Below are 24690 nucleotides of genomic sequence, written 5' to 3'. Positions count from 1 at the left end.
TTTCTTGGTTTTGTTTCTTGGTTGTGGTTTTTTGTTCTGGCTTCGGTGTTTCGGTTTCGACGTGCCGGTTCCGATGTTACGGCACTTCCCTTTCGGGGCTGCCGCGTCGGGAAAAGTCCCGTAACGGAGGCGAATCCCCTTTTCAGACGGTTCCCCGGACTAGTTTTCCGTACAGCTCTTCAATCCCTTCTTCCAGCGAATAGGATGTTTTCCATCCCAGCATCCCGCTGATTTTATCCGCATTGATCCGGTAGGATCTCGAATCGGCAGGTCCCTCCCGTCTGATCTCGACGGGAATAGGCAGAACGGCGGCAACAAGCTCGGCCAGATCCCCTATCCGGATGTTCTGCCCGGCGGAACCGATGTTAAATATCTGGCCGGATACCTTCTCCGCCGGGGCTTCCAGCAGACGGCAGACGGCCTCCACGGCATCCTTCACATGGACGAACGGCCTCCACTGCCCGCCCCCGCCCCGGAGAGTGACCGTTCCGGTCTCCCACGCCGCCTTGACCATCGCGTTAACGGCGAGATCGAATCTCATTGCCGGGGAGTATCCGTAAAGGATTGCCGGACGCGCCACGCTGACGGCAAACTCTTCCCCGCCGAGAAGAAGAATATCCCGCTCCGATCGGCAGGCCGCTCTGGCGTAAGTCGTCAGCGGGTTCGGGACCGCCGTCTCATCCGCTCCGCCCGGATCGTCCCGGAATCCGTATACGCCGCAGGTGGACATGAAAATGTACCGCACGGCTCCCGCTTCCCTCGACTTCTTCGCGGTGCGGTAGCGCGCAAACTGGTTGATGTCCAGCGTTTCGTGCGGCGTAATTTCCCCCCGGATGTCATGGGAGACGGCGGCCAAATCGACTACCGCGTCTATGCCTTCAAGTCCTTCGCCGCTCCATGTTCTCGTGTCCGCAAAAATCCGGGTTACGCCGGAATGAATAAAATGCCTGTCCTGGCCCCGGGCATACTTGTCCAAAGCCCGCACTTCATAGCCCCGCTTGGCCAGCTCGGGCACAAGGCTGGAACCGATATACCCGCCCGCTCCGGTGACAAGGACTTTGCGTACGGCTTGTCTCATGGGCAGCTCCCGCAAATGCGTTCGGCCGCTCTTCGGCTCATTCCCTGGGCGGTGAGCTTTTGCAAGGCTTCTTCCTTCACTTGTCCGGAAGGTATGCCCAACCGCTTGATATCGCGTTCCAGCATCCGGCGGTATACGGAGTAAGATTTGGGCAGGCGCCGCTCGAATTGACTGACTATCGTATGGTCGAGCAGCAGAACTCTTTCATAAATTTCATTGTACCTGGCCCGTTCTTCCCCGTTGACCACCTCATAACCCGGATCCGCAAAAGAACGGTAATAAGAAACGGAACCGATATGCACGATTTCGTCCGTCAAAGCCGTTTCGTCTTCATCCAGATTCCTTACGCTATGAATCGAGTAGCCCATGGAATGTGCCAGAAGCTGGTACAGGACCAGGGTATCCAGATGCCGGCTGACGAATCCGTCTTTCTTAATCGTCTGGGCCGGAAATACCGGCACTCCGTCGCCGTTTTTCGGAAGGATACCGGCCAGCGTACGTTTATGTGCTTCTTCAAGCACATCGAACGTATCGTATCTTTTAAAAGAAGATGAGGCCCGTACCGCATCAACAAGAAACGGACGAGGCGACCACGGTAGATTACCGTCGTCCAGTTCGCGCATGACATCCCGGTTAACGAACAGAAAGAACGTCCGAAGGACGCGAAAATCAAAACGCGCCGGAGGAACCGTTCTTTTCCCGTACTCGTAAGACCACACGCAGTTCATGGAAGCCGAGCGCGGTACCCGGGCCATTTCACCGAACAGCTCGTCGTTCAAAACGAAACAGTCGATATCCAGCCATCCGAAGTTCTCCCTGTTTACGGCCGTCAGGTAATGCCAGACGATCCCTTCGTCCACTTTCTCCCCGAAATGAAAAAAAGGGCGGCGGAGCTCCTGCCGGACCCAATTCCGCTCTTCTTCGGTCAGCCCAGCCCCGATTAAAACGACCGGAACCGGGGCCGGAACGAACTCGAGCGACTTGGCCGCCCAGTGTAGAAGCCCCGTCGTGAAGAACAAATAATAGACGCCTTTCTTAACGGGAATGCTTTCGTAAAAACGGCGGAACTCTTGCAGCAGCTTGTCGTCCAAATGCTTCACGCCTTTACCTCCTGTTTCGTTTTTTTCCGCTTGTACAGCTTGTCCCCCATCAGGAGGATGTCCAGCTCCGCTTGCAGGAAGCAGCGGACGGCTTCCGCCGGAGTCTCCACCATCGGCTCTCCATCGAGATTGAACGAGGTGTTAAGGAGCAGGGAGCAGCCGGTTACGCGCTTGTAGTTTTCGAGAAGAGCGGCCATTTCCGCATTTAATCCGGGAGAGACGGCATGCAGCTGCACTGTCCCCGCCGGCAGGTTTGCGGAGTTTGCCAGGTTTGCTGAACTTGCTGAACTTGCAGGACTTGCAGGACTTGCAGGACTTGCAGGACTTGCCAAGTCTGTCCGGTTATTCTCCGGCTGGCAAAGCAACCCGGATACGGACGCATGTGCTTGTAACCGGCCTTCTCCCTGCGGGGGGTTCGCCTCACTCGCGTCCCTTTCCAGCAAAATGTAACCGAAGGGACGGAAAGCTTCCCGCTTTTTCGCCCGGTTCAGCCGCATGATGTTTCCCGAAAAACAGGGATCCGCAAGGATGCTCCTGTTTCCCAGCGCCTTCGGCCCGAACTCCGCGCCTCCCCGGAAAACGGCGACCAGACTTCCTTCGGAAAGCAGCCGGGCCGCCTGTCCGTTGATATCCTCCGCCTTTATTTCCTCCAGGAAATCCCCGGCCTTGCGAACGGCTTCTTCCATGGCTTCCGCCGGATACGGCTTTCCCAGATAGGGCGAGGCCGGGAGAGACGCTTCTCTCCGGTGCCCGCCCAGCACATAATGCCCGTACAGCGCGCTGCCCGCAGCCGCTCCGGCATCGCCCGCAGCAGGCGGCACATACAGCCGCTTGAAGGGGGTTTCCCGCAGCAGCCTGTTTACGGCCGCATAATTCAGAAAGACGCTGCCGGCCAGGCACAGGTTGTCCGAGCCCGTCTTCTTATGCAAATACCGGCAGGCATGGATGAGTATCCGCTCCAAATGAACCTGCACGGCATAAGCCGCATCCGCCTTCGCCCGGAACAGCGCGCTGCCGGTTTCCGCACGGCCGAGCTCCGCACGGATCAGATTCCGAAGCTCGCTCATCTGCCCGAGAGTCTGGCTGAAACCGCCCTCGTCGTCCAGCGAGTAGAAGGCTTGGAACGCGTCCACCAGCCGGGCGGTGCCATAAGCGGAGACGGCCAGCGTCTTCTCATCGTACATCGGTCCGAAACCGATCTCTTCCGTCACGGCCAGGTAAAACAAACCTGCGGAGTTGGATACGTCGCGGAAGTCGCCGCTCTCCCGTCCCGTCATCTTCCGGATTTCCCGGATTTCCGTGCCTTCGGCCGCATAGAAAGTTACGGTCTCCACAATTTTGTTCTCCCGGTCCAGGTAACTGCCCCGGCCGTCGGCCACAAGTATCGCCGCCTCGGTGCAGGTCGACGGATAAAACGCACTCGCCGCATGAGCGAGATGATGATTCATCAGCCGGATTTCCGGCGCATACCGGGCGTAATACCGGCTTTCGATATTGTCCGCGCCGATGATGAGATCCACTTCTTTTTCGGTCACGCCCGCATAATCCAGACAGTACCGGGCCGCTTTGCAGCGGAAGGTCGAGGCATCGACGAAGGCCTGCTTGGAGCGGGACAGCCTCTCTTCCTCGATCGCGCACACGAATTTCCCGTTATGCAGCAGACACGCGGAAAAATCATGGATGGAGCCTCCCAATCCCAGTATGAGCATCGCTTTTCACGCCTTTGCGCCAGTTTAGATCGTACGGAATAATTTCTTGTGCCGCTGCACAAGCCGGACCTCTTTGCACAGCCTGTCGGCATCTTCCCTGCTGCGGATGTCGTAACTGCCCGCCGGCTCCTGCTCGTTGGGATCCCGGTAATGGTAAAGCACGTCCCGGGGAATATTCCACGGGTTCAGCTCCCTCCACGCCGCCTGCTCTTCCCGGTCGCTCAGACCGTTCATCAGGATCCGGCGGGGATAAGGGTTTTCATGGTCATAGCCGCCATGATTCCGCAGCACGATGCGCATCCCGTTGATATAGGCCACCGGTATGCCCTTGCGGAGGGCGAAATTGAGCGCCTCGTGAATCGTGTTGACGATCGGCTCGCCCCGGTCGTTCAGCGACGTGTTGCAAATGACGGGAACGCCGGTCTGCTTTCGGAACTCGCCGATGACCCCGTACAGCCGGGGATTCTCCAGACGCCCGATGCTCTGCACACGGGCGCTGCCGTCCAGATGCAGCACGCCCGGAATCCGGGAAGCCTTGTCCGGCCTCGCCTTGAACGTATGAAGCATAAAACGCGACGGGTAGTCCGTCTCGAACCATTCCGCCGTCTCCTCCTCCAGAATGATCGGCGCTACCGGTCTCCACCACTCCCGCTGCTTGACCTCGTTCACCATTCGCTTGGATTCTTCCGTCCGCGGATCGCCCAGTAGAGAGCGGTGTCCGAGCGCACGGGGCCCGATCTCCGACTCGCCGTCGAACCACAGGACGAGGCCCTGCCGAATATCCCGCGCCGCCTGTCGTTCGGTCATCGGTTCGGCCCGCTCGATAAACGGGGCATAAGCTTCACTCTTCAGGATATCCGGGAGGGAAAAGTCGGGCTCCCCGAAATAAGCGTGAGCGAGTTTAAAATCGAACGCTTCTCCCCGGAGCTTTTTGTGGAAGGCATAGAGTCCCATTCCGAGCGAAAGCCCCGAATCTCCGACACAGGGAGGCGCGATAAACCCGGCAAACCCATATTTATTCATCAGATGACTGTTCGTCGGACAGTTCAGCGCAAAGCCGCCCGCCAGCGCCAGGTAAGTTTCCGACGGATCGATGGCGTACGTCTGAAGGCTGCGGTCGATATTGGCGTCCATAACTTCCATCGAAACCCGCTGGACGATTTTCATAATCATACTGATCTTGTTCTCCCGCCGGGAGAAACGGGGATCGAATCCGTTGAACAGCCGCCCGGCGTCCTCATCGGTCAACTGCTCAACACGGTTGACGAGATCGCGGATGCGTGTCGATTCCCACATGTCGTGCCGTCCGTCCAGCACGGGAAAACCGGCCGGCATCTCCCCGTAAATCTCGCTCGTGCTTGCCGAAGCGAGCGCCATGAGCGTGCCTTCCCGCATCCGGAAATAAAACTTGGCCCAGCCCCAGAGCATCCCCGGCGACTCCGCCGCAAACAGGTTAACCCGGCCTTCGTTCATATAGCCGCCGGTAAAGTAATATTTTTCTCCCCGTTCCCTCGTATCCACAACCCCATCGGGACCGCCGTCAACGGCAAAACCGAGAATGCGCTTGTTATAAAACAAATCCGAATCCGCCATAACCGCAGAAAACAGATGGGAAATACTGTGATAAGAAAGATTTTGATACTCCCGAATGCTGTGATAATCATCCGTCGTCTGCAGCCCGGGAGTTCCCCATATTTCCACCATGTCCCCGAGGGACAAGCCGAGCGGCCGCAGAAGCTCGTCCAGTACGCGCCGCGCCTGGTCCGCACTATAGAAGGAAACATAGTGCTCCTTAATCCCCGTCACCCGCTCCAGTTCCCACAGACGGATGAGCTTCACCGTCCTGCCGCTCTTCTGAAACAAAGCCGCGTTCTGGTCATGACGGATAATCGTTCCCAGCAAATGATCCAGGGGATCGATATGCAAATAAGCGGATAAATAATAGCCGTCCCGCATGCTATCCCTCCGTTTCCGATTGCGGTCCGAAAAACTCCTCTTCCAGCATGAGGCAGAGGGTATGATACATCTTCACGTGGTCCTCCTGGACTTCATCCGTCGCGGAAGACGGAGAGGCGAGCACCACATCGCTCCAGGCGCGGATCCGTCCCTCGCCCGCTCCCGTCAGCGCAACGGTCGCCAGTCCCAGCGTCCGGGCGACTTCCATGGCCCGCGCTACGTTGGCCGCCCCTCCGGAAGTGCTGATGCCTAGGAGCACATCGCCCGGCTTCCCGTAGCCCAGAACCTGCTGGGCGAACACGGCATCCGCCGCCAAATCGTTCAGGACGGCCGTGACGAGAGCGGTCTGGCTGACAAGCGAGATGGCGGGCAGCCCGAGCTGAAGCCGGTCCAGGCAGGCCGGCACCGGCCCGCCCGGAAAGCCCGCCGTATCCGGCAGCCGCCCTTTCAGCCGCCTCAGGGCCGCGGATTCTGGCGGACGCTCCAGACGGAAGCCCTTCATCAGCTCGCCGACAATGTGCTCGGCATCCGAGGCGCTGCCGCCGTTCCCGCATACGAGCAGCTTGCCTCCGCGCCGGAAGCAGCCCTCCATCACGGCAAATGCCTGCTCCAGCGCGGGCCGGCTGCCTTCAAGACGGCTATGCTTCCGAACCATTTTGTCCAGATGGTGTTTGACCCCTTTTTTCACGGACGGCACCTCCTTCCTTGCGCTTTTGGTAAATCGCCCCTTCCAGGACCAGATAATCCAGATCAATCCGCAGGAAGCAGGAGATGGCGTCGTGCGGCGTCTCGACGATCGGCTCTCCGTTGTCGTTGAACGAAGTGTTTAACAGCACGGGTGTGCCGGTCACATGCTCAAAACGGAGAAGCAGTTCATGGAAGCGGGGATTCAGCCTGCGCGAAACGGTTTGAACCCGGCCGGTCCGGTCTTGATGACACACCGCTGCCGTCTCCTCCCCTTTGCCCGGCAGGAAAGGCGGAACCAGCAGCATATAATAGGAAGGGCAGCCGAGGTCAAAAAAATCGGCCTGTCTCTCTTCCAGAACGGCCGGGGCGAACGGGCGGAAATGCTCCCGGTGCTTGATTCGGGCATTGATCGTATCCTTCATGGCCGCCTGCCGGGGATCCGCCAAAATGCTGCGGTTGCCGAGCGCTCTCGGACCGATTTCCGAGCGGCCCTGAAACCAGCCGACAATACAGCCTTCCGCAAGGAGCTCGGCGGTCTTCACGAAAACGTCGGCGGCTTCCACCCGTTCGATGCGGTCCGCGAATGCATCCGCCGCTTCCGCGCACTCGTCCGGCCCGTAGTTTCTGCCCTGATAAGGCGAGAAAGGAATGTTTACTGCCGTGCGCGGCCGGCCGCCGAGTACGTGGCAGCCGTACAGCGCGCTCCCGATAGCGGTACCCGCATCCCCTGCCGCCGGCTGGACGAAAATACGCTCGAACGGTGTCTGCCGCAATATTTCGTAGTTGGCCACGCTGTTGAGAAACACCCCGCCGGCCAGACAAAGATTCCGGCTGCCCGTTACGTTGTACAAATACCGGCAGGCTTTCACCAGGATATGTTCCATATGATGCTGGACCGCATAAGCCAAATCCGCCTTGGCCTGAAACTTCTCCGGGCCTTCCGCCGCTTCCAGAACCGCGCGGATATAAGACCGGAGCTCTTTTACCTGATCCAGCGTCTGGCGGAAATTACCCTCGTCATCCATGGAATAGAAACTTCCGAAATAACCGGTATGCCGTGCTGTGCCGTAGGGGGACAGCCCCATCGTTTTGCCTTCCTGCAGCAGTCCGAAACCGATCTCCGTCGTGACCCGTTCATAAAAACCTCCGATCGAGTTGGACATGTCCGCATCCGTCAAATCGGTTTCGGAATCATGGGCTCCATGGAAATCGAGCGTGTCCGTCCCCGATATTTTTTTAATCTCGCTAAGGCACGAGCCGTTTCCGAAATAATAGCTGACAGTCTCCCGCTCAGCCGGAACCCCCGTGAAACTGCCTCTTCCGTCCGCTACCAGCACGGCCGCGCTTTCGTACGGAGACGGATAAAATCCGCTTGCCGCATGGGCCAGATGATGATTGATCAATTGAATGCTATCCGCATACTTCATATAGTAAACGGGGTCGATCAGATCGTTCCCTACAATCAGATCGAGCGATCCGGCATCCATCCCCTCCGCCTGCAGACAGTAATCGGCGGCTCTGCACCGGAACACTTTTCCCCCGAGACCCAGACAATGCTTTACCCGCGCAAGCCGTTCTTCTTCCATCATGCAGCGGACTTCGCCATCGCGGACCAGACAAGCCGAATAATCGTGAATAGAGCCGCCCAAGCCCAATATGTTCATAAAAACCCCCTCTCGTTCCGCAAAATAGAGCGCAGCCGGGAGGAGGAAGCTTTCTTATCCTCGCCGGCAATCTTGATTTCACAACCGATTTCTCGGGCGGCCGCCATTTCGGGAAACGTTTTGTCCTTGTAATCCCAGCCTTTGACAAAATAATCGGGACGGATGGCTCTTATCGCTTCGCAGCAGTCGTCCTCTCCGAAAATAAACACATAGTCCACGACCTCAAGAGCGGCTACGATGCCTGCCCTCTGCCCCGCTCCGAAAACCGGCGGACGGCTTTTGATTCTGCGGACGGAAGCGTCCGAATTGACGGCTACGACGAGAATATCCCCCATGCCGCGGGCGGTCTGCAAATAATCCAGATGCCCGATATGAAAAATATCGAAGCAGCCTCCGGCCATGACGATGGTCTTAGTCTTCTCTCCGTTTTTATCGCTCCGTGCCCGTGCAAGCTCCGCTTTCAATTCAGTTAAATCCGCCATCTTGTTCTTCATCGTTCATCGGACCTTTCTGCCGGATTTATGTATCCAATACGAAACGAGCCGATGACAGGACGAAGAGCGGGACGGGACATGAACCAGGCACATCGGAGAATAGGAAAAGCCCGTAAACCGGCAGGAAAACCGGCGAAGCTCTCCGAGCAGCACGATCCCCCCGACGTCGAAAGGCGTCTCCCATATTTCCTCCGCGCTCCGGTAACAAACCGTATCGGACAAAACGTCTTCATCGTCGGTAACGATCAGGACGGATTTATTTTCCGTGTTCCCCGCCTCGGTCTCCCGTTCGGTCAGCAGCAGAAAATCAGCGGACCCTTCGTCGCCGGAAGCTGTCGAAACGGAATAGCCGTAGGCCTCGATCGTCCGGGCCAGCTCCGAACGCAAACCTTCAAGATCCGTCCCGCCTCTCGTCCGGTCCCACATATACACGATTTTGCTCATCGCCCGTTCACCCACTCTATCCCTTGTCCTTCCAGCGTCTCCTCCGCCGTATGAAGCTCCCTGCCGAGCGGTAGTCTTCCTTCCAAAATATCCGTGAGCCTGGCGAAAGCCAGCTCCGCCGGGATATCCGCGATATCCGCGCTCCGGGGAACGAGGCTGTAGTTGGCTCTCAGCGTCCGGAAACTGACGTGGGACTCGTCGGGCGTGAAAGGAAACTGCAGATGGGGAAAGCTTCTCCCCCACAGCGTAATATGAGGCACGCCGAGAAAGCCCGCGATGTGCCCGCAGACACTGTCGATACCGACTACCGCGTCGAGTTCCCCGATTGCGGCAAACAACCGCTCCACCGGCAGCCCGCTCCAGTCGCTGCACCCTTCCGCCGGATAAGGAAGCGGCGTCAAATTGACCAGCGCGAGTCCCCGTTCCCGGCACAGGCCGATAAACCGCTCGGCTCTGGCCCGGGGCCAGGAGCGCTTCGCATCCCCGGTGTGGAACTGGATGCCCGCAATTTTGCAGCCCGCCGCCCGCAGCTCCGCCAGCTCTTCAGCCTGTTTCGCCGGAAGAGGCGGGTAGAAGGCGGGAACCGGCTCCGGAAGCTCGTAGGGCCGGTCAAAGCCGAGCGCCGCACCGAAGAGCCCGCTTATGTGCCGCAAAGGCGGCGAAGAAACGGAAACCGGCAGAAGAACGGCTTTCCTGTACAGAGAGGAGCGCAGTACCGCCTCGTAAACAGCCGGGCTTTCCGGACTCCGGTAAACGCGGCAGCCTTGCAGCAGCGCCCCGAAGAACGAAGCCAGCTTTTCCTTGGCTATGAGATGGACCTCGTGCCCGAGACGGGCTTCCCTGTCTATGAACTTCCTCAGCAGCGGAAGCAGAATAACGCCGTCCCCGTATCCGAGAAACCAGTCGGCTATTACGGCCTTCGGTTTGGGCTTGCCGGTAAATCCGCCGCTCATGTCCAGCTTTTCGGCCGGTTCGTCCGCCCGGAAATAGTACGGGAAGCAGACCCGGTCCTTGTAGACGTACAGCTCCGCAGGCTCATACCGCTTGGGAATGTCCCCGGTCAGCCGGGCGTAATCCGCTTCCGCTCCGGCCTCCGCTCCATTCTTCGCTCCGGTTCCGCCCGCGCTTTCCGGCTTAAGTTCATGAAAAACAAAAGCCGTTACAATCCGGCCGTCGTCCGCCTCACCGGAAAGATTTGCGCCGGTATCGGTCCCGTTCTCTGCGCCGCTGCGCTCCCCTTGCAAAAACCGGGCAAGAGCCTCCAGCCCGTTCCGGTCATTGACGGACAGGACCGTAAATCCTCCCGACCGGAACAAGGGTAGATCCGGCATACACAGACGGATAACCGCCAAATCGTTCGTTTTCTCCGCCAGGAGCGTTAGGACGTCTTCCTCCCGTTCGGCGTCTGTCCAGACGAGAATTTTGGCGCGGGACGCCCGGAGGGAGCTCCTTCTATTTTTCACCTGCTGCAGAAAAACTTCGTCCGCCATACCTCCGCCTCCTTACGGGCATCTTCCGCCCCTTTGGTTCTTTTGTCCGATAAATGCGGTCAATTCCCGGGTGCTCACTGTCGACGTGTACGGTTTGGAAACAGAGACGGCAGCGGATGCGCTGCTCAGCACAAAACTGTCCGCCAAGGGCAGGCCATAGGCGATTCCAACCGCAAAGGCCGCCAGGAATGAGTCTCCGGCTCCTACCTCGCACACCGGTTCCTTGCAATAGGCGGGAACATGGCGGATTTCTCCGGGGGTAATCAGAAAGCTGCCCGCCTCCGCCGCTTTCAGGACGAGGGCGCCGATCTCCCAGTCGCCCAGCTTTCCTTGGGCGTAACGCGCCGCCTCGGCCGGATTGTCATAACTGCACGAGGTCAGCTTGTTGAACTCGGCAAGGTTCGGGAACAGCACGGAAGCGTGCGCGTAGCGCCCGATGTTCTCCCCCGCCGGATCGACGAGAACCGGGACGCCTTTATCCGCCGCCAGGCGGATATAACCGGCGATCAGGGAATCCGGCAGCACGCCTTTGCCCAGGTCGGACAGGACGGCGCAGCCGGCGGCGGGCAAGCTGTCCGCACGTTTCAGCAGAAGCTCCGCAGCCGGGGCGGACAACGGCGTGTTATCCTCCCTGTCCACGCGCAGCCGCAGCCCGTTTCCGTCCGTCAGCCGGGTTTTCAGCGTCGTTCGTCTACCATGCTCGGCGATCAGACCGCCGGTATCAATCCGGTCCCCCGACAGGCTGCGCAGCCTGTCCGCTTCCGCGTCCGTGCCCAGCGCGCCGAGAACAGCCGCTTTCCCGCCCAATGCGGCGATGTTCAAGGCGACGTTCAGGGCATTTCCCGGAAAATATAGGCCGGGTCCTTTACGCAGGACGGTACAGCGTTCATTGGCGGAATAATCTGTGGTGCAAGCCGTGTATTCATCGAGCAGGATATCGCCGAGAACAATCGTGGTCCCCGGCGGCTTGCGCTTCAGGCAGTCCAGCAGCTTTTTTTGGGTGCTCGGTTCCAATTCATCACCTTCTCTTCCGTTGGGAAAACCCGCTTTCGCAGCCGAAAGGCCGAAACCACCGGTCCTTCCATACGTCCAGTGTAAGAAGTGCGGAGGCGGAGCACTCGGCTTTTTAAGGACGATTGTCCGGTAAAGTGCCGGTTTCATTCAACAATGCTCTGAATTCCTCCGAAGCGAGGATCAGTTCCCCGAAGGTACCCTGGGCCTCAATCGCCCCGTCCTTCATAACGATGATATGGTCCGCCCGCCTGAGAGCCGCACTCCTGTGAGAAACGACAAGGCAGGTCGCTTCTGTGCGGCTGTTCAGACGCTCCCATAGTCTGCTCTCCGTCTCGGCATCCAGGGCGCTCGACATGTCGTCGACGACAAGAACCTCGCTGCGGCGGACAAACATCCGGGCGGCGGCGGCGCGCTGGATCTGACCGTTCGACAGCTTCACGCCCCGGACACCGACCGCCGTATCCAGACCTTTTTCCAGCAGGCGTACGTCTTCTTCCAGCACGGCGTCATAAATGGCCTGTTCCAAGCCCTCCTCAGGCAGGCCGAGCAAAATATTCTCCTTCAGCGTTTCGTTGTACAGCTTGGGCACTTGAGGCGTATAAGCGATACGCGGAGGAATAAAGAATTCGCCCGGATTCGCAATCCGCCGGTTATTCCAGCGGATCTCTCCGGCCGCCGCCGGCAGCAGACCCAGGATCGTTCTGAGCAGGGTCGTTTTTCCCGAGCCGATTCGTCCGACGACGACGACAAAAGAGCCGCGGGAGATCTGAAGATCGATCCGCTTGATTCCTTTGGAGGTGCCGGGATAATAATAGGTCAGAGATTTCGTCTGAAGCTGTTTGAACTGCCTGGATTCCGAAACGGCCGGCGGTGCGGCGGCCGGTGAAGTTTCCGCCAGATCCAGGGGTTTGAGGTCGATCATCCTGTCCAGTGACGACCCCTGAAGCAGCCAGGTCAGGCGCCTTAAATACCCTTTTACCTGTTTGATCTGCGTGATGCTGGTTCCGCTGTACTCAATAAACTTGCTCATATGCAGCAGCAGATGAACGAACAGGGCGTAATCTCCGACGGTAAACTCTCCCGGTCCGAGCAGGCGCGCTCCGGCCAGCAAAAGAATGCCGGATCCGATCTGGACCAGATTCGGCAGCAGCGCGTACATAAGCTGGCTCATGACTCTTTCGCGGGAGACCTGCTTCCGCCGGTCATTGGAAAGACGGGAGAACTCTTCCACTACGTTGTCCTCGGCTCCCGCCACTTTAACCGCCAGCACCGCCTGGAACACCTCGCTCATAAAGCCGGACAACTCCCGCCGACCGCTGCCCTTCGGCCGGAGCCGGACGTTCATCCGGATGATACTGATCTGCACAAGAGCTAATACGACGACCAGCGGAAGAATGACGCCCGCCGTTACCGTGACGTTTACCGCGAATAAAACGGCAAGCGCCGCAAGGAAGGAAACCGTTTTGACCATAAGAAGGTTCACGTTCCGTATCGTATCGGCCAGTTGATCCACATCGTCCCGGAACTGGCTGACGGCCTCGCCGGGCGACCCGGGTATGGCTCTCGCTCCAGGCTGGCTGAGTATGTGATTCAGCAGATTTTGGCGGATCAGTCCTTTGACGCGGAAATTAAGAGCGGTTTCGGTGCGGGACGCGAACCGGATCGATCCCAGCGTCGCGGCCGCATTGACGGCGAGCAGGGCTACGACGAACCAGGTGACGCCGGATAAGCCCGAATGACCCGTGAGCTGATCGAAAAACATTTTCATCAGGAGGCCCACGGCAACCGGAGCAAGGTTAAAGGGAAGCCATTGCAGAATGCCTTTCCAAAACAATCCGGGATGGTAAGCGGCCATCCTCCATAAAAATTGCCTCGTGTTCATATAGTCTCCTTTCCGGATGCTTGTCTTAATAGCCGGGAATAGCGGGAACTCGGCCGGTCCGCCAAAGCTTGGCGGCTCCCCTGCTCCGCGATTTTTCCCCCGTCCATCACGAGAATGCGGTCTACCCCGCGCAGCGTGTTCAGCCGATGCGCAATAACGATGGCCGTTCTGCCTTGAAGGAGCCGGTTTGTGGCCTGCTGCACTTTTTCCTCGGTAGAAGGGTCCAGCCTGGAAGAAGCCTCATCCAGAACGACCAGAGAAGGATTCCGCAAAAAGATACGGGCAAGCGCGAGCAGTTGGGCTTCGCCTGCGGATAATCCTTCTCCCTGCGCCCCTAACACCGTATCGAGTCCCGCAGGCAGCGTACGATACCATTCCCCGAGCCCCAGCCCATCCAAGACTTCCACAATCCGTTCGTCCGGAATATCCGGGGCGAAGAACGTAACGTTATCCCGGACGCTTCCGCTTAAAATCCGCACCTCCTGCGTTACAAGGCCGACGCGCTCGCGAAGCTGCGCCAGCCGCACGCGGCGTATATCCGTTCCTCCGAGCAGAACGGCGCCCTCTGCGGGATCATACAGCCTCAGGAGCAGGCGGATCACGGAGGTTTTGCCGCTGCCCGTCCTGCCGACGATGCCGAGCGACTTGCCCGCTTGCAGACTGAACGTGAGGTCCGAAAGGACGCTGCCGGATTCGCCGCCGTAATTAAAATTCACTCCCCGGAAGTCCACGGAGAGCGGGCCTTCCCCCAGCTGCGCTTCCTCCTCCGGCGCAGGGTCCCGGATAACCGGCGCCTCGGCCAGCAGTCCGCCGATCCTTTCCAGATGGGCCTCGGCCCGCTGTAAACTTGCGATCAGGTCCCTGATCCCATCCAGCGGTCCCGCAAGAAGGCCCATATAAAACAGCATCATGTACAGAGCCCCCGCGGTAATCAGGCCGCCGGTCCATAAATAAGTGCCCAGCGCGAGAACAAGTACCGTTCCCAGCCCCAGAATCACGGTGGAAGCCGCCCACATCAGGGAAAAACCAAACCCGGCCCGCATATGCCTCGGGAACCACTGCCGAAGTATCTGACGGAATTTGTGCATGGCATAGGCTTCGGCTCCGCTGGAACGCGTATCTTCGGTATGGGCCAGCTGGTCTCCGAGGAAGGCGTAGAAGTCCGCCCCAGCTTCCCCCATCCGCACCCAGAACGGAAGCGTCCATTCCCGTATCCGGCCGAACGTAAACAGAGCCGCCGCGACAAATAACGTCATAACGGCTCCCATCCAGCCGTTTTCATAATAAAGGACAACCAGCACGCCGACGATTAGACCGATATTGCCGCACAAGGACACCGTCAGCATAGCGAAAAAACCGGACACCCCTCTCACGTCGCCGTCTATGCGCTCGATCAGCTCGCCTGCCGGATGCTTCTGAAAAAATGAACCGTCCTGCCTCAAACAGTGCTCCAGCAGATCTCCCCTGAGCCGGTTCGCCGCCGTCCAGCCGATCCGCTCCCCCGCATAGTCGGCACCGACCGTGGCAAACAGCTGGAGCAAAGCCAGCCCGGCAAACAGTGCGGCCAGTCCCGCCGCGCCCGCGGCGGAAGAAGAATGTCCCGTATCGATAAGTACGCGCAGCACTTGAGGATTAGCCAGCTGCAGGCCGATATTGAGGGCCACCAGTGCGCAGAGGGCCAGAACGGGCCAGCGCAGCGCAGCCAGATAAGTTCTGAGCAGCCTGTAATAACGGAGCACCGGAACCTTGGGTAACGATAAAAAGGCCACTCGGCTCTTCCTCCTTGAAAATATCGGATTTCATGCAGGTTTTACGGCCGCTCCCATAAGCTCCGCATTTCTTCCGAGGAGCGCAGAAGTTCGTCCAGGGTGCCCTGCCCCTCAACCCTGCCGTCCTTCAGAACGACGATATGATCCGCTCTCTCGAAAGCGGCCCTGCGATGGGAAACGACCAGGAAGGTCGTATCCCGGAGCTGATCCAGCCGCTTCCACAGCTCGTTTTCCGTCCGGGCGTCCAGGGCGCTGGACAAGTCGTCCAGGACGAGGAGGCTGCTCTTCCGGATAAACATCCGCGCCGCCGCCGTCCGCTGAATCTGGCCTCCGGACAGCTTGACCCCCTTCACGCCGACGACAGTATCGAGGCCGTTTTCCAGCTGACGGACGTCCTTTTCCAGCACGGCCTGATGAACCGCCTCTCCGAGCCGTTCTTCGGCCAAGCCGAGCAAAATGTTTTCCTTCAGGGAACCGTTAAAAAGGCCCGGCGCCTGCGGGGTATAAGCGGCCCGCGGCGGCGTAAAAAACCGGTCCGGCTCCTCCACTTTCTCCAGGTTCCAGCGTATTTCTCCTGCGTCCGCAGGCAGCAGTCCGAGCAGCGTCCGCAGCAGCGTCGTTTTACCGGAACCGTTCCGCCCCGTAACGACCACGAACGATCCTCCGGGAATGTGAAGGTCTATGTTCCGGATTCCCCTGTCCGTGCGGCCGTGAAGGTAAGTCAGCCCCCTGGTTTCCAGCAGCTGCAGCACGTCCGGGAAAGCGGGAAGGCCGGGCGGCTGTGAAGCTTCTGCCTCCGGGTCCGGCGTCCTCCGAGCGAGCAGCGTACCGGGCGGGGCTCCCTGCAGAAGATGGAGCAGCCTGTTTACGGACACTCGCGCCTGCCTGTATGTTTTCAAGAGATGCCCCGCGTATTGGACAAACCCCGTCATAACACCGATATAAGCGACAAACAGGGCGAAGCTCCCCACGGTCAGCTCTCCTTTCCCCGAAAGAAAAGAGGCCGCCAGCAGAATGAACCCCGTTCCGGTCTGCAGGGTGTTCGTAAAAACGGCCGAGACGGTCCCGTCCAGCAGCCTTTCTTGCAGAACGGCCTTCATGCGCGTCTCTCCGAGAGACCGGAAGCGGCGGCTTACGAAAGTCTCCGCATTCCCGAGCCGGATTGCCTGGGCCGCGCCGCAAACCTCCCCGATAAAGCCCGATATCCCGCTCTCGGCTGTCCGGGAAGCTTCCCGTCTTTTTTGCAGAGAAGCCGCAGCCAATTGACCGAGACTCAGAATAAACACAAGCGGTAAAAAAACAAGCAAGGTTATGCGGGGGGAAGCCGACCATAGAATTACGCCGGCCGCAACCGCAAACAGAGCTTTGACAGGCAGCAGGTTGTACAGACGCAGCAGGTTGGCCAGCTCCTCCACATCGTCCCGAAACGTCGAGACGGCTTCGCCCGTCGTGTAAGGGATGGACCGGGCTCCGGGCCGTTTCAGAGTATGCTCCAGCAGGTTTTGCCGGATCAGGCTCTTAACGCGGAAGTTCAGCTCCGTCTCCGTCCGTGTCCCCCACACGATGGACCCTGCCGAAATCAGCGCGTTCACGGCCAGCAGCGCGATGACGAACCATACCCCGCCCGCCTCCTCTCCGGTGCCCGCCAGCTTGTCGAAAACCAGCTTGACCAGCAGACCCGCGATTACGGGAGACAGATTGAACGGCAGCCAGATCGCGGCCCCTCTCCAGAAAAGCCGGGGATAGCCGGCCGACAAACTCCACATCAGCCGAAGCGGGCTCATACCGTCCGGCTGCGCAGGCTTTGGCGCAGCAGCCGGGAATAGCGCGAATCGGGGTCTTCCAATAAGGCTCCCTGGAGACCGTTCTCCGCAATCCGCCCGCTGTCCATCACCAAAATCCGGTCCACATGCCGGAGCGTACTCAGCCGGTGGGCGATAAGGATAGCCGTTCTTCCCCGGAGCAGCTTCCTTACGGCGAGGTCGAGCTTTTCCTCCGTTGCCGGATCGAGACGGGAAGAAGCTTCATCCAGAATGATGAGCCCCGGATCCTTGAGAAAAACTCGCGCGAATGCCAGCAATTGGGCCTCGCCCGCGGACAGTCCGCCTCCTCCGGCTTCCAGCTGCGTATCCAAGCCTTGCGGGAGCGACCCGAACCAGCTGTCCAGGCTTAAATCGGTAAGCAGGCTGACAATTTTCTCATCCGGGATGTCTGAGTTAAAAAAGGTCAAATTATCCCGGACCGTGCCTTTAAAAATCTGCACGTCCTGCGTGACGATGCCTACACGCTCCCTCAGCGCGGAAAGCTTGACGCGGCTAATGTCGGTACCGCCCAGAGAGACTGTGCCCGACTGCGGATCGTAAAGGCGCAAAAGCAGCCTTGCTATCGAGGTTTTGCCGCTTCCCGTGCGGCCTACTATGCCGAGCGTTTCGCCCGCCTCCAGCTTGAACCCGATTCCTTGCAGCACCGGTTCGCCGGGGGTATAGCCGAATGTAACGCCGCTGAATTCGACGGACAGCGCGCCTTCTCGGAGGGTGTCCCCCTCCCCCGCGGGATCGCCCACCTTCGGCCGGACCTCGAACAGCTGCCGGATCCGTTCGATATTGGCCGAAGCCCGCTGCAGCGCGCCCAGCTCCAGCCGGATGGTATCGATAGGCCCGACCAGCATAACCGTGTACATCATAATCATGTAGACGGTTCCGGGGCCTGCCGCACCGGCATGCCACAGCCAAGAGCTTACGCCGAATGTGAGGATTGTGCTTAAAGCGAGCAGCAGCATGGAACTCATCCACATGACGGTGAAGGCGCGGCCGGCCTCCATATGAACAGGCAGCCACTGATTCAGATGTGCTTTTAACTTCCGCATCACGTATCCGGAAGCTCCGCTAGAGCGGGTATCTTCCGTATTCGTCAGCTGTTCGCCGATAAAACCGAAGAAGGCGGAAGACGTTTCACCGACGCGGACCCAGTGCGGAAGGGCGTAATCGCGAAGAAGGTAATACATAAGAGCCGCTCCGGCGACAAACAAGGTCATCACAGTCCCTGCAACCCAGTGGACGTTGTAAAGAACAATGAGGGTGACGACTAGAAGCACCAGATTATTCGTGAAGCGGACCACAAATTTATAAAAAAACTCAGCCAGCCCGTTGACCGCTCCGTCTACGCGGTCCAGCAGTTCTCCCGGGCCGTATTGATGGAAGAAAGCGATATCCTGCCCCAGACAATGCCGCATTAGCCGGCTGCGGAGTTTGTTGGCGGCCGACCAGCCGACATGCTCTCCGACATAGTCGGAAGCCAGCGAAAGAAGCTGGTAACACACGCCCAGCAGGATGAACAGGAAAATGAATGTTTCCTCGGGCTTGGGAGAATTCAGGGAATCAAAATACTTCATTAACAGCCAGGGAATGGTAAGCTGTATGGCAATATTGACTGCCAGCAGCAGCGTCAGCAGCGCGAACCGGCTCTTGTGCCGGTTCAGATAAGGGCCGACCAGGCGAAAATAAGGGAGGATCGGTAGCTTTGTCCACATGTCCGTCTATTTTCTTCCTTTCTTGACTGAATTTCGTTTTTCTCTCTCCAGAACATCCAGAGATAGCCGTACAGCTTCACCCGGCGGACAAGAAACTTCGTCCATTTCCAGGGTCAGAAAACCCCGGAAGTCATGCGCGATCAGGTCCTGCAGGAGAGAAGGAAGATCAAGCGTCCCGCCTCCCAGCTCCGTAAAAACGGATTTACGGCTGCCCGGCCGGGCGTTCCCCGGGCCGCTCTCTGCAGGACGGGCATCTTTCACATGCAGAGCCGTTATTCTCGGGCCGTACCGCTTCAGCAGATGCCGCATCCCGATACCGGCTTCATGAAGATGCCCCACATCGGGGACCAGCCCGAGACCGCCGGGTGCCCGCTCCATGACGTAATCGATTTCCTCCTGCGTATAAATGCAGTGGGAAATGTGCGGATGAATGGCCGCGGCTACTCCGTAAAAGCTGTACCGCTTGTGAATTTCCGCCACCATGGCCACCATGCGGAGCCGGTCTTCCCCGGTCCAGCCCCGTTTCAGCCGGATGCCGGGGCCCAGAATCACCCGGCCGATGCCGGCCGGCTCCAGCATTCTCGCCAGCCGGTCGTGGTGAAGATAGATTTCCCGGCGCCGGTTCCAGCCGGCGAAATGCCCGAATTCGAATACACCGGACACGCTGTGGCCCGTTTCGTCCAGCAGCTCCCGCCATCGGCTGATTTCCCGCTCAAAAGGCAATAGCAGCCTGCTGCCGATTTCTATATAGGCCACATCCAGCGCTGCCAGCTCTTTAAGACCATCCCGGTAAGCCTCTCCCCATGGAGTGAGCTGGCATGAAACTTTCGAGCGATGAAAAACTTGTGTCATTTTCCCGCACCTTCAATGTCTTTGTGAGCCTCGCCGGACAGGTTGCTATCCAGGTTCGCCGTATACGTTTATTGTAGGTTTCCTCCGTTCTGTCTTCTCGGGTTTCCATGCGTAATGCTGCGGGTTAAAGCTGCACGTCCGTCAGAAAACGCAAAAAAACCGGCCCCTTCCGGGTACCGGTTGCCTGACGCGCCTTTTAAGCCTCCGCCAGTTGTAAAACGCCGATGAAGTTATCGTTAATATCGTAAAATTTCAGAAACTTGGCGAAGCCGCCGTCATCGAAGCTGACGATTCTGACCTGCTCTTCTTCCAGCCTGCGGGCAAGGAGATCAATCTCATTGCTTCTGAAGAAAATGACCGGCATGGTCTCCCCGTCTTTGTCAAAATGTGCGGAAGAATAGTCGTTAGACTGCCACAGCATTAAATTGGGGCCGTTCTCCAGTTTCAGCATCGCACATTCCCCGTAGTTGTCGAGCAGGGTACAGCCGAACATTTTCCCATACCACTCGATGGACTGCTCCAGGTTTGAAACAGGCAGTTGAACATGATCGATTCCGGTCAAAGTTTGGGTCACGGGATCAGCTCCTTGACGTATTTAGGAACACGCTTCCATAATTGGATGAAACATATTTACATCTTACCGTCCTGACTGTCTGAGCGTCAAGCGATAATGAACCCGCGTTCCACGGCAAAAAAGCCTGTCGGCTGCCTCCTGCGGAGACATTTCAACAGACTGTGCGGCATGGTTTATGCCTTGCAGAGAACCACCTGACCGAGGGCATATTCGCCCGAATGGGAGATGCTTATGTAGACGTGAAGTCCGAGCCGTCTGCGGTCCTCCTCCGCGTTCCCGCGCAGAATAAGTTCCGGCTGGCCAGAGGACCGGTTGACCACTTCGAGATCTTTAAACAAGTACTTCCCGCCCAGCCCGGAGCCCATCGCCTTCATAAACGCTTCTTTGACGGCCCACCTTGCCGCCAGATGCTTGGCGGGACAGGCATACCGGCCGCAGTAAGCCCGCTCGCGGTCCGTGAACACTTTCCGGAGGAAGTTTTCCCCCTGTCTCTTCATCACTTGTTCAAGCTGGGAGACAGTTTGCAAATCCACGCCGATTCCGTAAATCATAACTCCTCCAGGGCCAGTGCCCGCCGTTCCATAAGCGACATGCACCGCTTGTAGATTTCCTTGGCTCCCCCGTAATTGCGGCTCCGGATCAGCGAAGCGAGTTCTCTGGCCCGTTCTTTGTAACCGTCCTCGCTCACATACATGGAAAGCTTATATAAATGCTCGGCTGTAAACGTTCCCGGCAGCATATACTCTCCCGCTCCCATTTCCTGCACCTTGCGTGCGTTGAACTCCCGCTCCGTGTGCGTAGGCAGGATAAGCGAGGGAACTCCCCTCATGATGGCCGACAGACAGCTCCCGTGCCCCCCGTGGTGGATAAACAACCGGCAGTTCTTCAGCATAGGCGAATTAAAATACGGGATCATTCCGATGTTCCGGGGAAGCCCCTCTTTCAGACCGTCCGGGAGCCCGTCGCTGCCGGCTATTAGGACCCGCTCCTTTTTCCCCCCGAAGGCTTCCACGACATGGTTCAGCAGCCCCAAGCCCGTAGCGCCCGCGGTATCCTGGAGCCTGCCCGGATAGACGAGGATAAACGGCTCTTCCGGAAGACGGGCGCCGGCAGGACCGGCAGCCGGATATTCGATAGGGCCCACATAACGGACTCCGTTCGTGCGGACAGGGTCCATTTCCGGAATTCCCGGAATAAAGTTGAGCGTCCCCGCATTAAGCTGTTCCATGCCGCGGATGTCCGGCAGGCCCAGCCTGCTCAATATCCGGTTAACGACAGGCGTCACTCTCGGCAGATTACGGGGAGTCCTTCCCCAGTAATGCATAGGCTGGCCGTCCGGATGGAAGCAGGACTGGGTGATCGAGGCAACCGGGATACCCAGATAGCGGGCCGCGATTGCCGTATGGGGGCTCATGTCCGTAATAACCAGATCGGCGTTGAATTTCTCCAGCATCCGGATCCGGTGTTGAATCCAGGCCCCGGTGAAATCCGGGTCGAGCAGGCCCGCTCCCGCATAATAATGGTCCAGGTTATAGAAGACCGGGCCCCCGGTTATCATTTTCTCGGGAGACGGAACGGTCGGGTCGTCATCCGGCAGATGCTTGAAGCCTCTGCTTTCAATAAAAGCCGCACTGCTCTCCCCGTATATGCTGAAAGCGGTAGTGTGCCCCGAACGCCGGAAGTGCTCGGCCACCGGCAAACTCCGGAGCACGGGGCCGAGCCCGCCGCTTAAACCGAAAAAGATCCGTTTCGTCATGTCCCTTCACTCTCCCGCTTTCTGTAGTTTCTTGTGAACTCGGCAATCTCGTCCGGCGTTCCCAGCGGAAAGCATCGGTCCGCCTGATCCGCAACGACGGTAAGCCCCCGCCCGATCAGCCGGTTGTACAGCGGAGCCACGTAGACTTCGCCTTCCTCCGTTCCCAGGCGTACGGCTTCCTCCGCCGGCTCCAGAAACAGACCGGCTTTCCGGAAATAGTAGAGTCCCGTCGTCGCCCGGTTTGAAATCACCCGCTTTTCCCTGACCTCCGCAACCCGGCCGCTCCCGTCTGTCCGCACATAGCTGTATGCGGGGTTCGCGGAAGCAAACACGGAGATGATCCCGTCCGCCTCGCTTCCCTTGGCGCGGATCGTTTCGCCTATGGAAGATTCCGTGTACGTATCGCAGTTGTAAATGAGCAGGGGCAGCTCCGGATCGAGGCACGCTTCCGCGCTTAATACCGTCTCCGCCTGTCCCCCCGTAACTTCGGGCAGAGAAAGGATACCGGCATTCTCGCAGCAGCTCCCGATGACCCTCTCCAATTCTCCCTGCTTCAGATGATCTTCCAGACAGACGAACAAAATTTTATTCCCTGGAAAATGCGGCATTAAACTTTCCAGCGCCCACTGAAGCATCGGCTTTCCCGCTACGGGGATGAGCATCTTCGGAACGGATATGCCCGCACTGCGGAAGCGCTGTCCTCGTCCCGCCATCGGAATTACGATCTGGACAGTCTTCATCCGACCTTCAGCCGCTCCAGAACCTCGTCCCAGCTCCGGTAGGTCAGGGCCAGGTCATCCACGTACACGTCACCGTAAGGCTTGCCGAAAACGATTTCGTCGTAAGGGATTTCATACCGTTCCAGCCAGTCCAGCGTCAGACCGCCGACCCGGGCAAGAACTTCTCCGACATTGCCTTGGCACGTTTTCATATGACGGGCCGTGTGAATGATGATCCGGTGCCCTGCTTCTTTCAGCCTGCGCAAAGCTTCGACGGAGCCCGGTAAAGGCGTAACATCCGCATACGACTCCCCTTCTTTTTTCAAGGTGCAAATAGTTCCGTCCAAATCCAGTACGATCCGCATCGTACACCTCCATTCTTTGCCTGCAATAATCGTACCAGAGCGGGCCGGACAAGAATCAGACTCCTTTGCGCGATATTAGGCGGTTGTTGATTTATCCTTGCGGATGTGAGCTGCCGGACCGGTCTCCCGCCGGTCCAGCCACTGCTGCAGCAGGTCGGTATTTTCGGCTTCCTTCTGCTTCACCCGCTCCATCCGGCTCAATATCCGTTCTTCGAAGGCCTGGAACTGATTTCCCGTCGCCGCACGCATAAGCAAATTAGCCGCCACCATCCAGCTTTGGTCGGCCTCCAGATACGATTCGGCGAGCGCGTCCTCTCCGATAGCTTTCAGTAAATTGTGGTGATGATACCGGGAATTGGCGATCTCCCTGAAGCCATCATACAAATAACTGGCCGCCTTAAACTTGACGGAGTCTTCTTCGATCGTCTTCAGGCTTTTTATTTTCCCGCAAATAGGTTCGAAAGCGGCGAGTCCCGGATAGCTGCCGGGCGGACAATCGTAGGTGACGGCTCCCTGCATATTCGCCTGATTGTCTTTAATCACGCTTTCGCAAAATTCCGGCGTAATTTCTCCGGGAGCGGCTCCGTCCGTTTTTTTCAGAGACCAGACATACAACCGTTTATAAAACACACTGTCCAGCGAAGCGTCGAAAATGGCCTGAAGTTCGGACTCATCGAGAAATCCGTGATATTCGTAATAATGATCGCAGATCTCGAACTTGCCTTCCTTATGACCGATAACCTCCAAAGCGTGCGGAAAATGGGTTCTTCTATAAAAGCCGCTGTACGGCAAATAAAAAATATCGGACTCGATGATCGCGCTCCTTCCGCTGGCAAGAGCCTCTTTCAAAGTCCGCATATACTCGCTTCCCGCAGAAGATCCTTTCTTATGCAGCCGCGCTCCGAACAGCCCGTACACAAAATCGTCCAGCTGCCGGTAATAAGGGCTGATTTGAAACTCATCCTCGTCCTCCGTATCGCAGTAAAATAAGCCCGCCTGATTGAACAAATAAACCAGATGGGCATCTTCAACGGGAAGCCGCTTTAACAGAGCGGCGATATTGACGTAGAAGCAATTCAACCGGAATTCTTTATATAAGGTAAACGTCATCCGTCTTTGCACCTCCGTTAAGCTGTAATAAGATCGGTTTCCATCGCTTCGCACATGAGAGAAAGAGATAAGCCCGGTTAAGGCTTATCTCTTCCGATCATCGGAGCCTGCTGTCACGCTCCCTTAACATTTCAGAACAAAGCCTGCACAAACCGGTCTTCACCTAAAAACGGGAGACTGCCCGTGCGGGATCGTCTCACCCGGGTTGTCCAAGCACCTAGGACAAGCATTTCGCGCACATCGGCGATACGCCCGAAACCGTATATTCTCCCGGTTCCCGCAAGCTCGGATCGGACGCTTTCTTCGCTGTCTGCAAGCTTGAATACGTGTCTTCGGACTCGGATACCGTCCGGTTCTGCTGAACGTCCGCGAATGCCGTTTGCGCCTGGATTAACGCGGGCTGCCCGGCGCTGACGTCCAGGGCCGTTCCCATGGCGGGAGACACCAGCACAGCGGTCGCAATAAGAAACTTAGCTGTCGTTTCCTTCATTCCATCCA

General features: G+C 58.1%; 22 protein-coding genes. All 22 read right to left on the bottom strand.

Annotated elements, in window-relative coordinates:
• Positions 1–142 precede the first annotated feature (142 nt).
• The 22 genes from C4S74_RS06240 to C4S74_RS06135 all read right to left on the bottom strand — a co-directional run bounded on the left by C4S74_RS06240 (position 143) and on the right by C4S74_RS06135 (position 24682).
• Positions 143–1078 (bottom strand): NAD(P)-dependent oxidoreductase, encoded by a 936-nt coding sequence (locus C4S74_RS06240; protein WP_103994490.1) that lies wholly within the window; start codon positions 1076–1078, stop codon positions 143–145.
• On the bottom strand, positions 1075–2178 hold the full coding sequence (locus C4S74_RS06235; RefSeq protein ID WP_103994489.1) for a hypothetical protein: 1104 nt from the start codon (positions 2176–2178) through the stop codon (positions 1075–1077). Before C4S74_RS06235 ends, C4S74_RS06240 begins: the two co-directional genes overlap by 4 nt.
• The gene (locus C4S74_RS06230) at positions 2175–3887 is read right to left on the bottom strand and encodes a carbamoyltransferase C-terminal domain-containing protein (RefSeq protein WP_103994488.1); all 1713 of its coding nucleotides are present in this window, start codon (positions 3885–3887) and stop codon (positions 2175–2177) included. The genes C4S74_RS06235 and C4S74_RS06230 overlap by 4 nt, the downstream gene beginning before the upstream one ends.
• 24 nt (positions 3888–3911) lie before the next feature.
• Complete coding sequence (locus C4S74_RS06225; RefSeq protein WP_103994487.1) at positions 3912–5843, bottom strand: carbamoyltransferase C-terminal domain-containing protein; 1932 nt, start codon at positions 5841–5843, stop codon at positions 3912–3914.
• Position 5844: 1 nt separating this feature from the next.
• Positions 5845–6531, bottom strand: a complete 687-nt coding sequence (locus C4S74_RS06220) for an SIS domain-containing protein (RefSeq protein WP_103994486.1) — start codon at positions 6529–6531, stop codon at positions 5845–5847.
• A complete protein-coding gene (locus C4S74_RS06215; RefSeq protein ID WP_103994485.1) occupies positions 6482–8194 on the bottom strand; it encodes a carbamoyltransferase C-terminal domain-containing protein in 1713 nt (570 codons plus the stop codon). Before C4S74_RS06215 ends, C4S74_RS06220 begins: the two co-directional genes overlap by 50 nt.
• Positions 8191–8688, bottom strand: a complete 498-nt coding sequence (locus C4S74_RS06210) for an adenylyltransferase/cytidyltransferase family protein (protein ID WP_258042408.1) — start codon at positions 8686–8688, stop codon at positions 8191–8193. The genes C4S74_RS06215 and C4S74_RS06210 overlap by 4 nt, the downstream gene beginning before the upstream one ends.
• A gap of 3 nt (positions 8689–8691) precedes the next feature.
• Positions 8692–9132, bottom strand: coding sequence for a hypothetical protein (locus tag C4S74_RS06205; RefSeq protein ID WP_103994484.1), 441 nt, complete (start codon positions 9130–9132; stop codon positions 8692–8694).
• A complete protein-coding gene (locus C4S74_RS06200; RefSeq protein WP_103994483.1) occupies positions 9129–10622 on the bottom strand; it encodes a glycosyltransferase family 9 protein in 1494 nt (497 codons plus the stop codon). Before C4S74_RS06200 ends, C4S74_RS06205 begins: the two co-directional genes overlap by 4 nt.
• A 12-nt stretch (positions 10623–10634) precedes the next feature.
• Positions 10635–11636 carry a bifunctional heptose 7-phosphate kinase/heptose 1-phosphate adenyltransferase gene (locus C4S74_RS06195; RefSeq protein ID WP_103994813.1) on the bottom strand — a complete coding sequence of 334 codons (1002 nt, stop codon included), beginning with the start codon at positions 11634–11636 and terminating at the stop codon, positions 10635–10637.
• A 112-nt stretch (positions 11637–11748) separates the two neighbouring features.
• A complete protein-coding gene (locus C4S74_RS06190; RefSeq protein WP_103994482.1) occupies positions 11749–13518 on the bottom strand; it encodes an ABC transporter ATP-binding protein in 1770 nt (589 codons plus the stop codon).
• Positions 13515–15287: an ABC transporter ATP-binding protein gene (locus C4S74_RS06185; protein ID WP_103994481.1), complete on the bottom strand. Its 1773-nt coding sequence runs from the start codon at positions 15285–15287 to the stop codon at positions 13515–13517. The genes C4S74_RS06190 and C4S74_RS06185 overlap by 4 nt, the downstream gene beginning before the upstream one ends.
• A gap of 41 nt (positions 15288–15328) precedes the next feature.
• Positions 15329–17071, bottom strand: a complete 1743-nt coding sequence (locus tag C4S74_RS06180) for an ABC transporter ATP-binding protein (protein WP_103994480.1) — start codon at positions 17069–17071, stop codon at positions 15329–15331.
• Positions 17068–18816, bottom strand: coding sequence for an ABC transporter ATP-binding protein (locus C4S74_RS06175; RefSeq protein WP_103994479.1), 1749 nt, complete (start codon positions 18814–18816; stop codon positions 17068–17070). Before C4S74_RS06175 ends, C4S74_RS06180 begins: the two co-directional genes overlap by 4 nt.
• A 6-nt stretch (positions 18817–18822) precedes the next feature.
• On the bottom strand, positions 18823–19668 hold the full coding sequence (locus C4S74_RS06170; RefSeq protein ID WP_258042407.1) for a sugar phosphate isomerase/epimerase: 846 nt from the start codon (positions 19666–19668) through the stop codon (positions 18823–18825).
• Between the two features lie 196 nt (positions 19669–19864).
• The gene (locus C4S74_RS06165) at positions 19865–20242 is read right to left on the bottom strand and encodes a VOC family protein (protein ID WP_103994478.1); all 378 of its coding nucleotides are present in this window, start codon (positions 20240–20242) and stop codon (positions 19865–19867) included.
• Between the two features lie 173 nt (positions 20243–20415).
• Positions 20416–20793, bottom strand: coding sequence for a holo-ACP synthase (gene acpS, locus C4S74_RS06160; RefSeq protein WP_103994477.1), 378 nt, complete (start codon positions 20791–20793; stop codon positions 20416–20418).
• Positions 20790–21998 carry a glycosyltransferase gene (locus C4S74_RS06155; protein ID WP_103994476.1) on the bottom strand — a complete coding sequence of 403 codons (1209 nt, stop codon included), beginning with the start codon at positions 21996–21998 and terminating at the stop codon, positions 20790–20792. Before C4S74_RS06155 ends, acpS begins: the two co-directional genes overlap by 4 nt.
• Positions 21995–22738 (bottom strand): glycosyltransferase family 2 protein, encoded by a 744-nt coding sequence (locus C4S74_RS06150; protein WP_103994475.1) that lies wholly within the window; start codon positions 22736–22738, stop codon positions 21995–21997. Before C4S74_RS06150 ends, C4S74_RS06155 begins: the two co-directional genes overlap by 4 nt.
• Entirely contained in the window at positions 22735–23082 is a 348-nt protein-coding gene (locus C4S74_RS06145; RefSeq protein ID WP_103994474.1) for an HAD hydrolase family protein, read from the bottom strand. The genes C4S74_RS06150 and C4S74_RS06145 overlap by 4 nt, the downstream gene beginning before the upstream one ends.
• A 75-nt stretch (positions 23083–23157) precedes the next feature.
• Positions 23158–24192: a BtrH N-terminal domain-containing protein gene (locus tag C4S74_RS06140; RefSeq protein ID WP_103994473.1), complete on the bottom strand. Its 1035-nt coding sequence runs from the start codon at positions 24190–24192 to the stop codon at positions 23158–23160.
• A 217-nt stretch (positions 24193–24409) separates the two neighbouring features.
• Complete coding sequence (locus C4S74_RS06135; protein WP_103994472.1) at positions 24410–24682, bottom strand: hypothetical protein; 273 nt, start codon at positions 24680–24682, stop codon at positions 24410–24412.
• Between the last annotated feature and the right edge of the window lie 8 nt (positions 24683–24690).

The organism is Paenibacillus sp. UNC499MF, from assembly GCF_900107975.1.
In the GTDB taxonomy this organism is placed as follows: domain Bacteria; phylum Bacillota; class Bacilli; order Paenibacillales; family NBRC-103111; genus Paenibacillus_F.
This window is presented reverse-complemented; position numbering and strand designations above follow the sequence as displayed.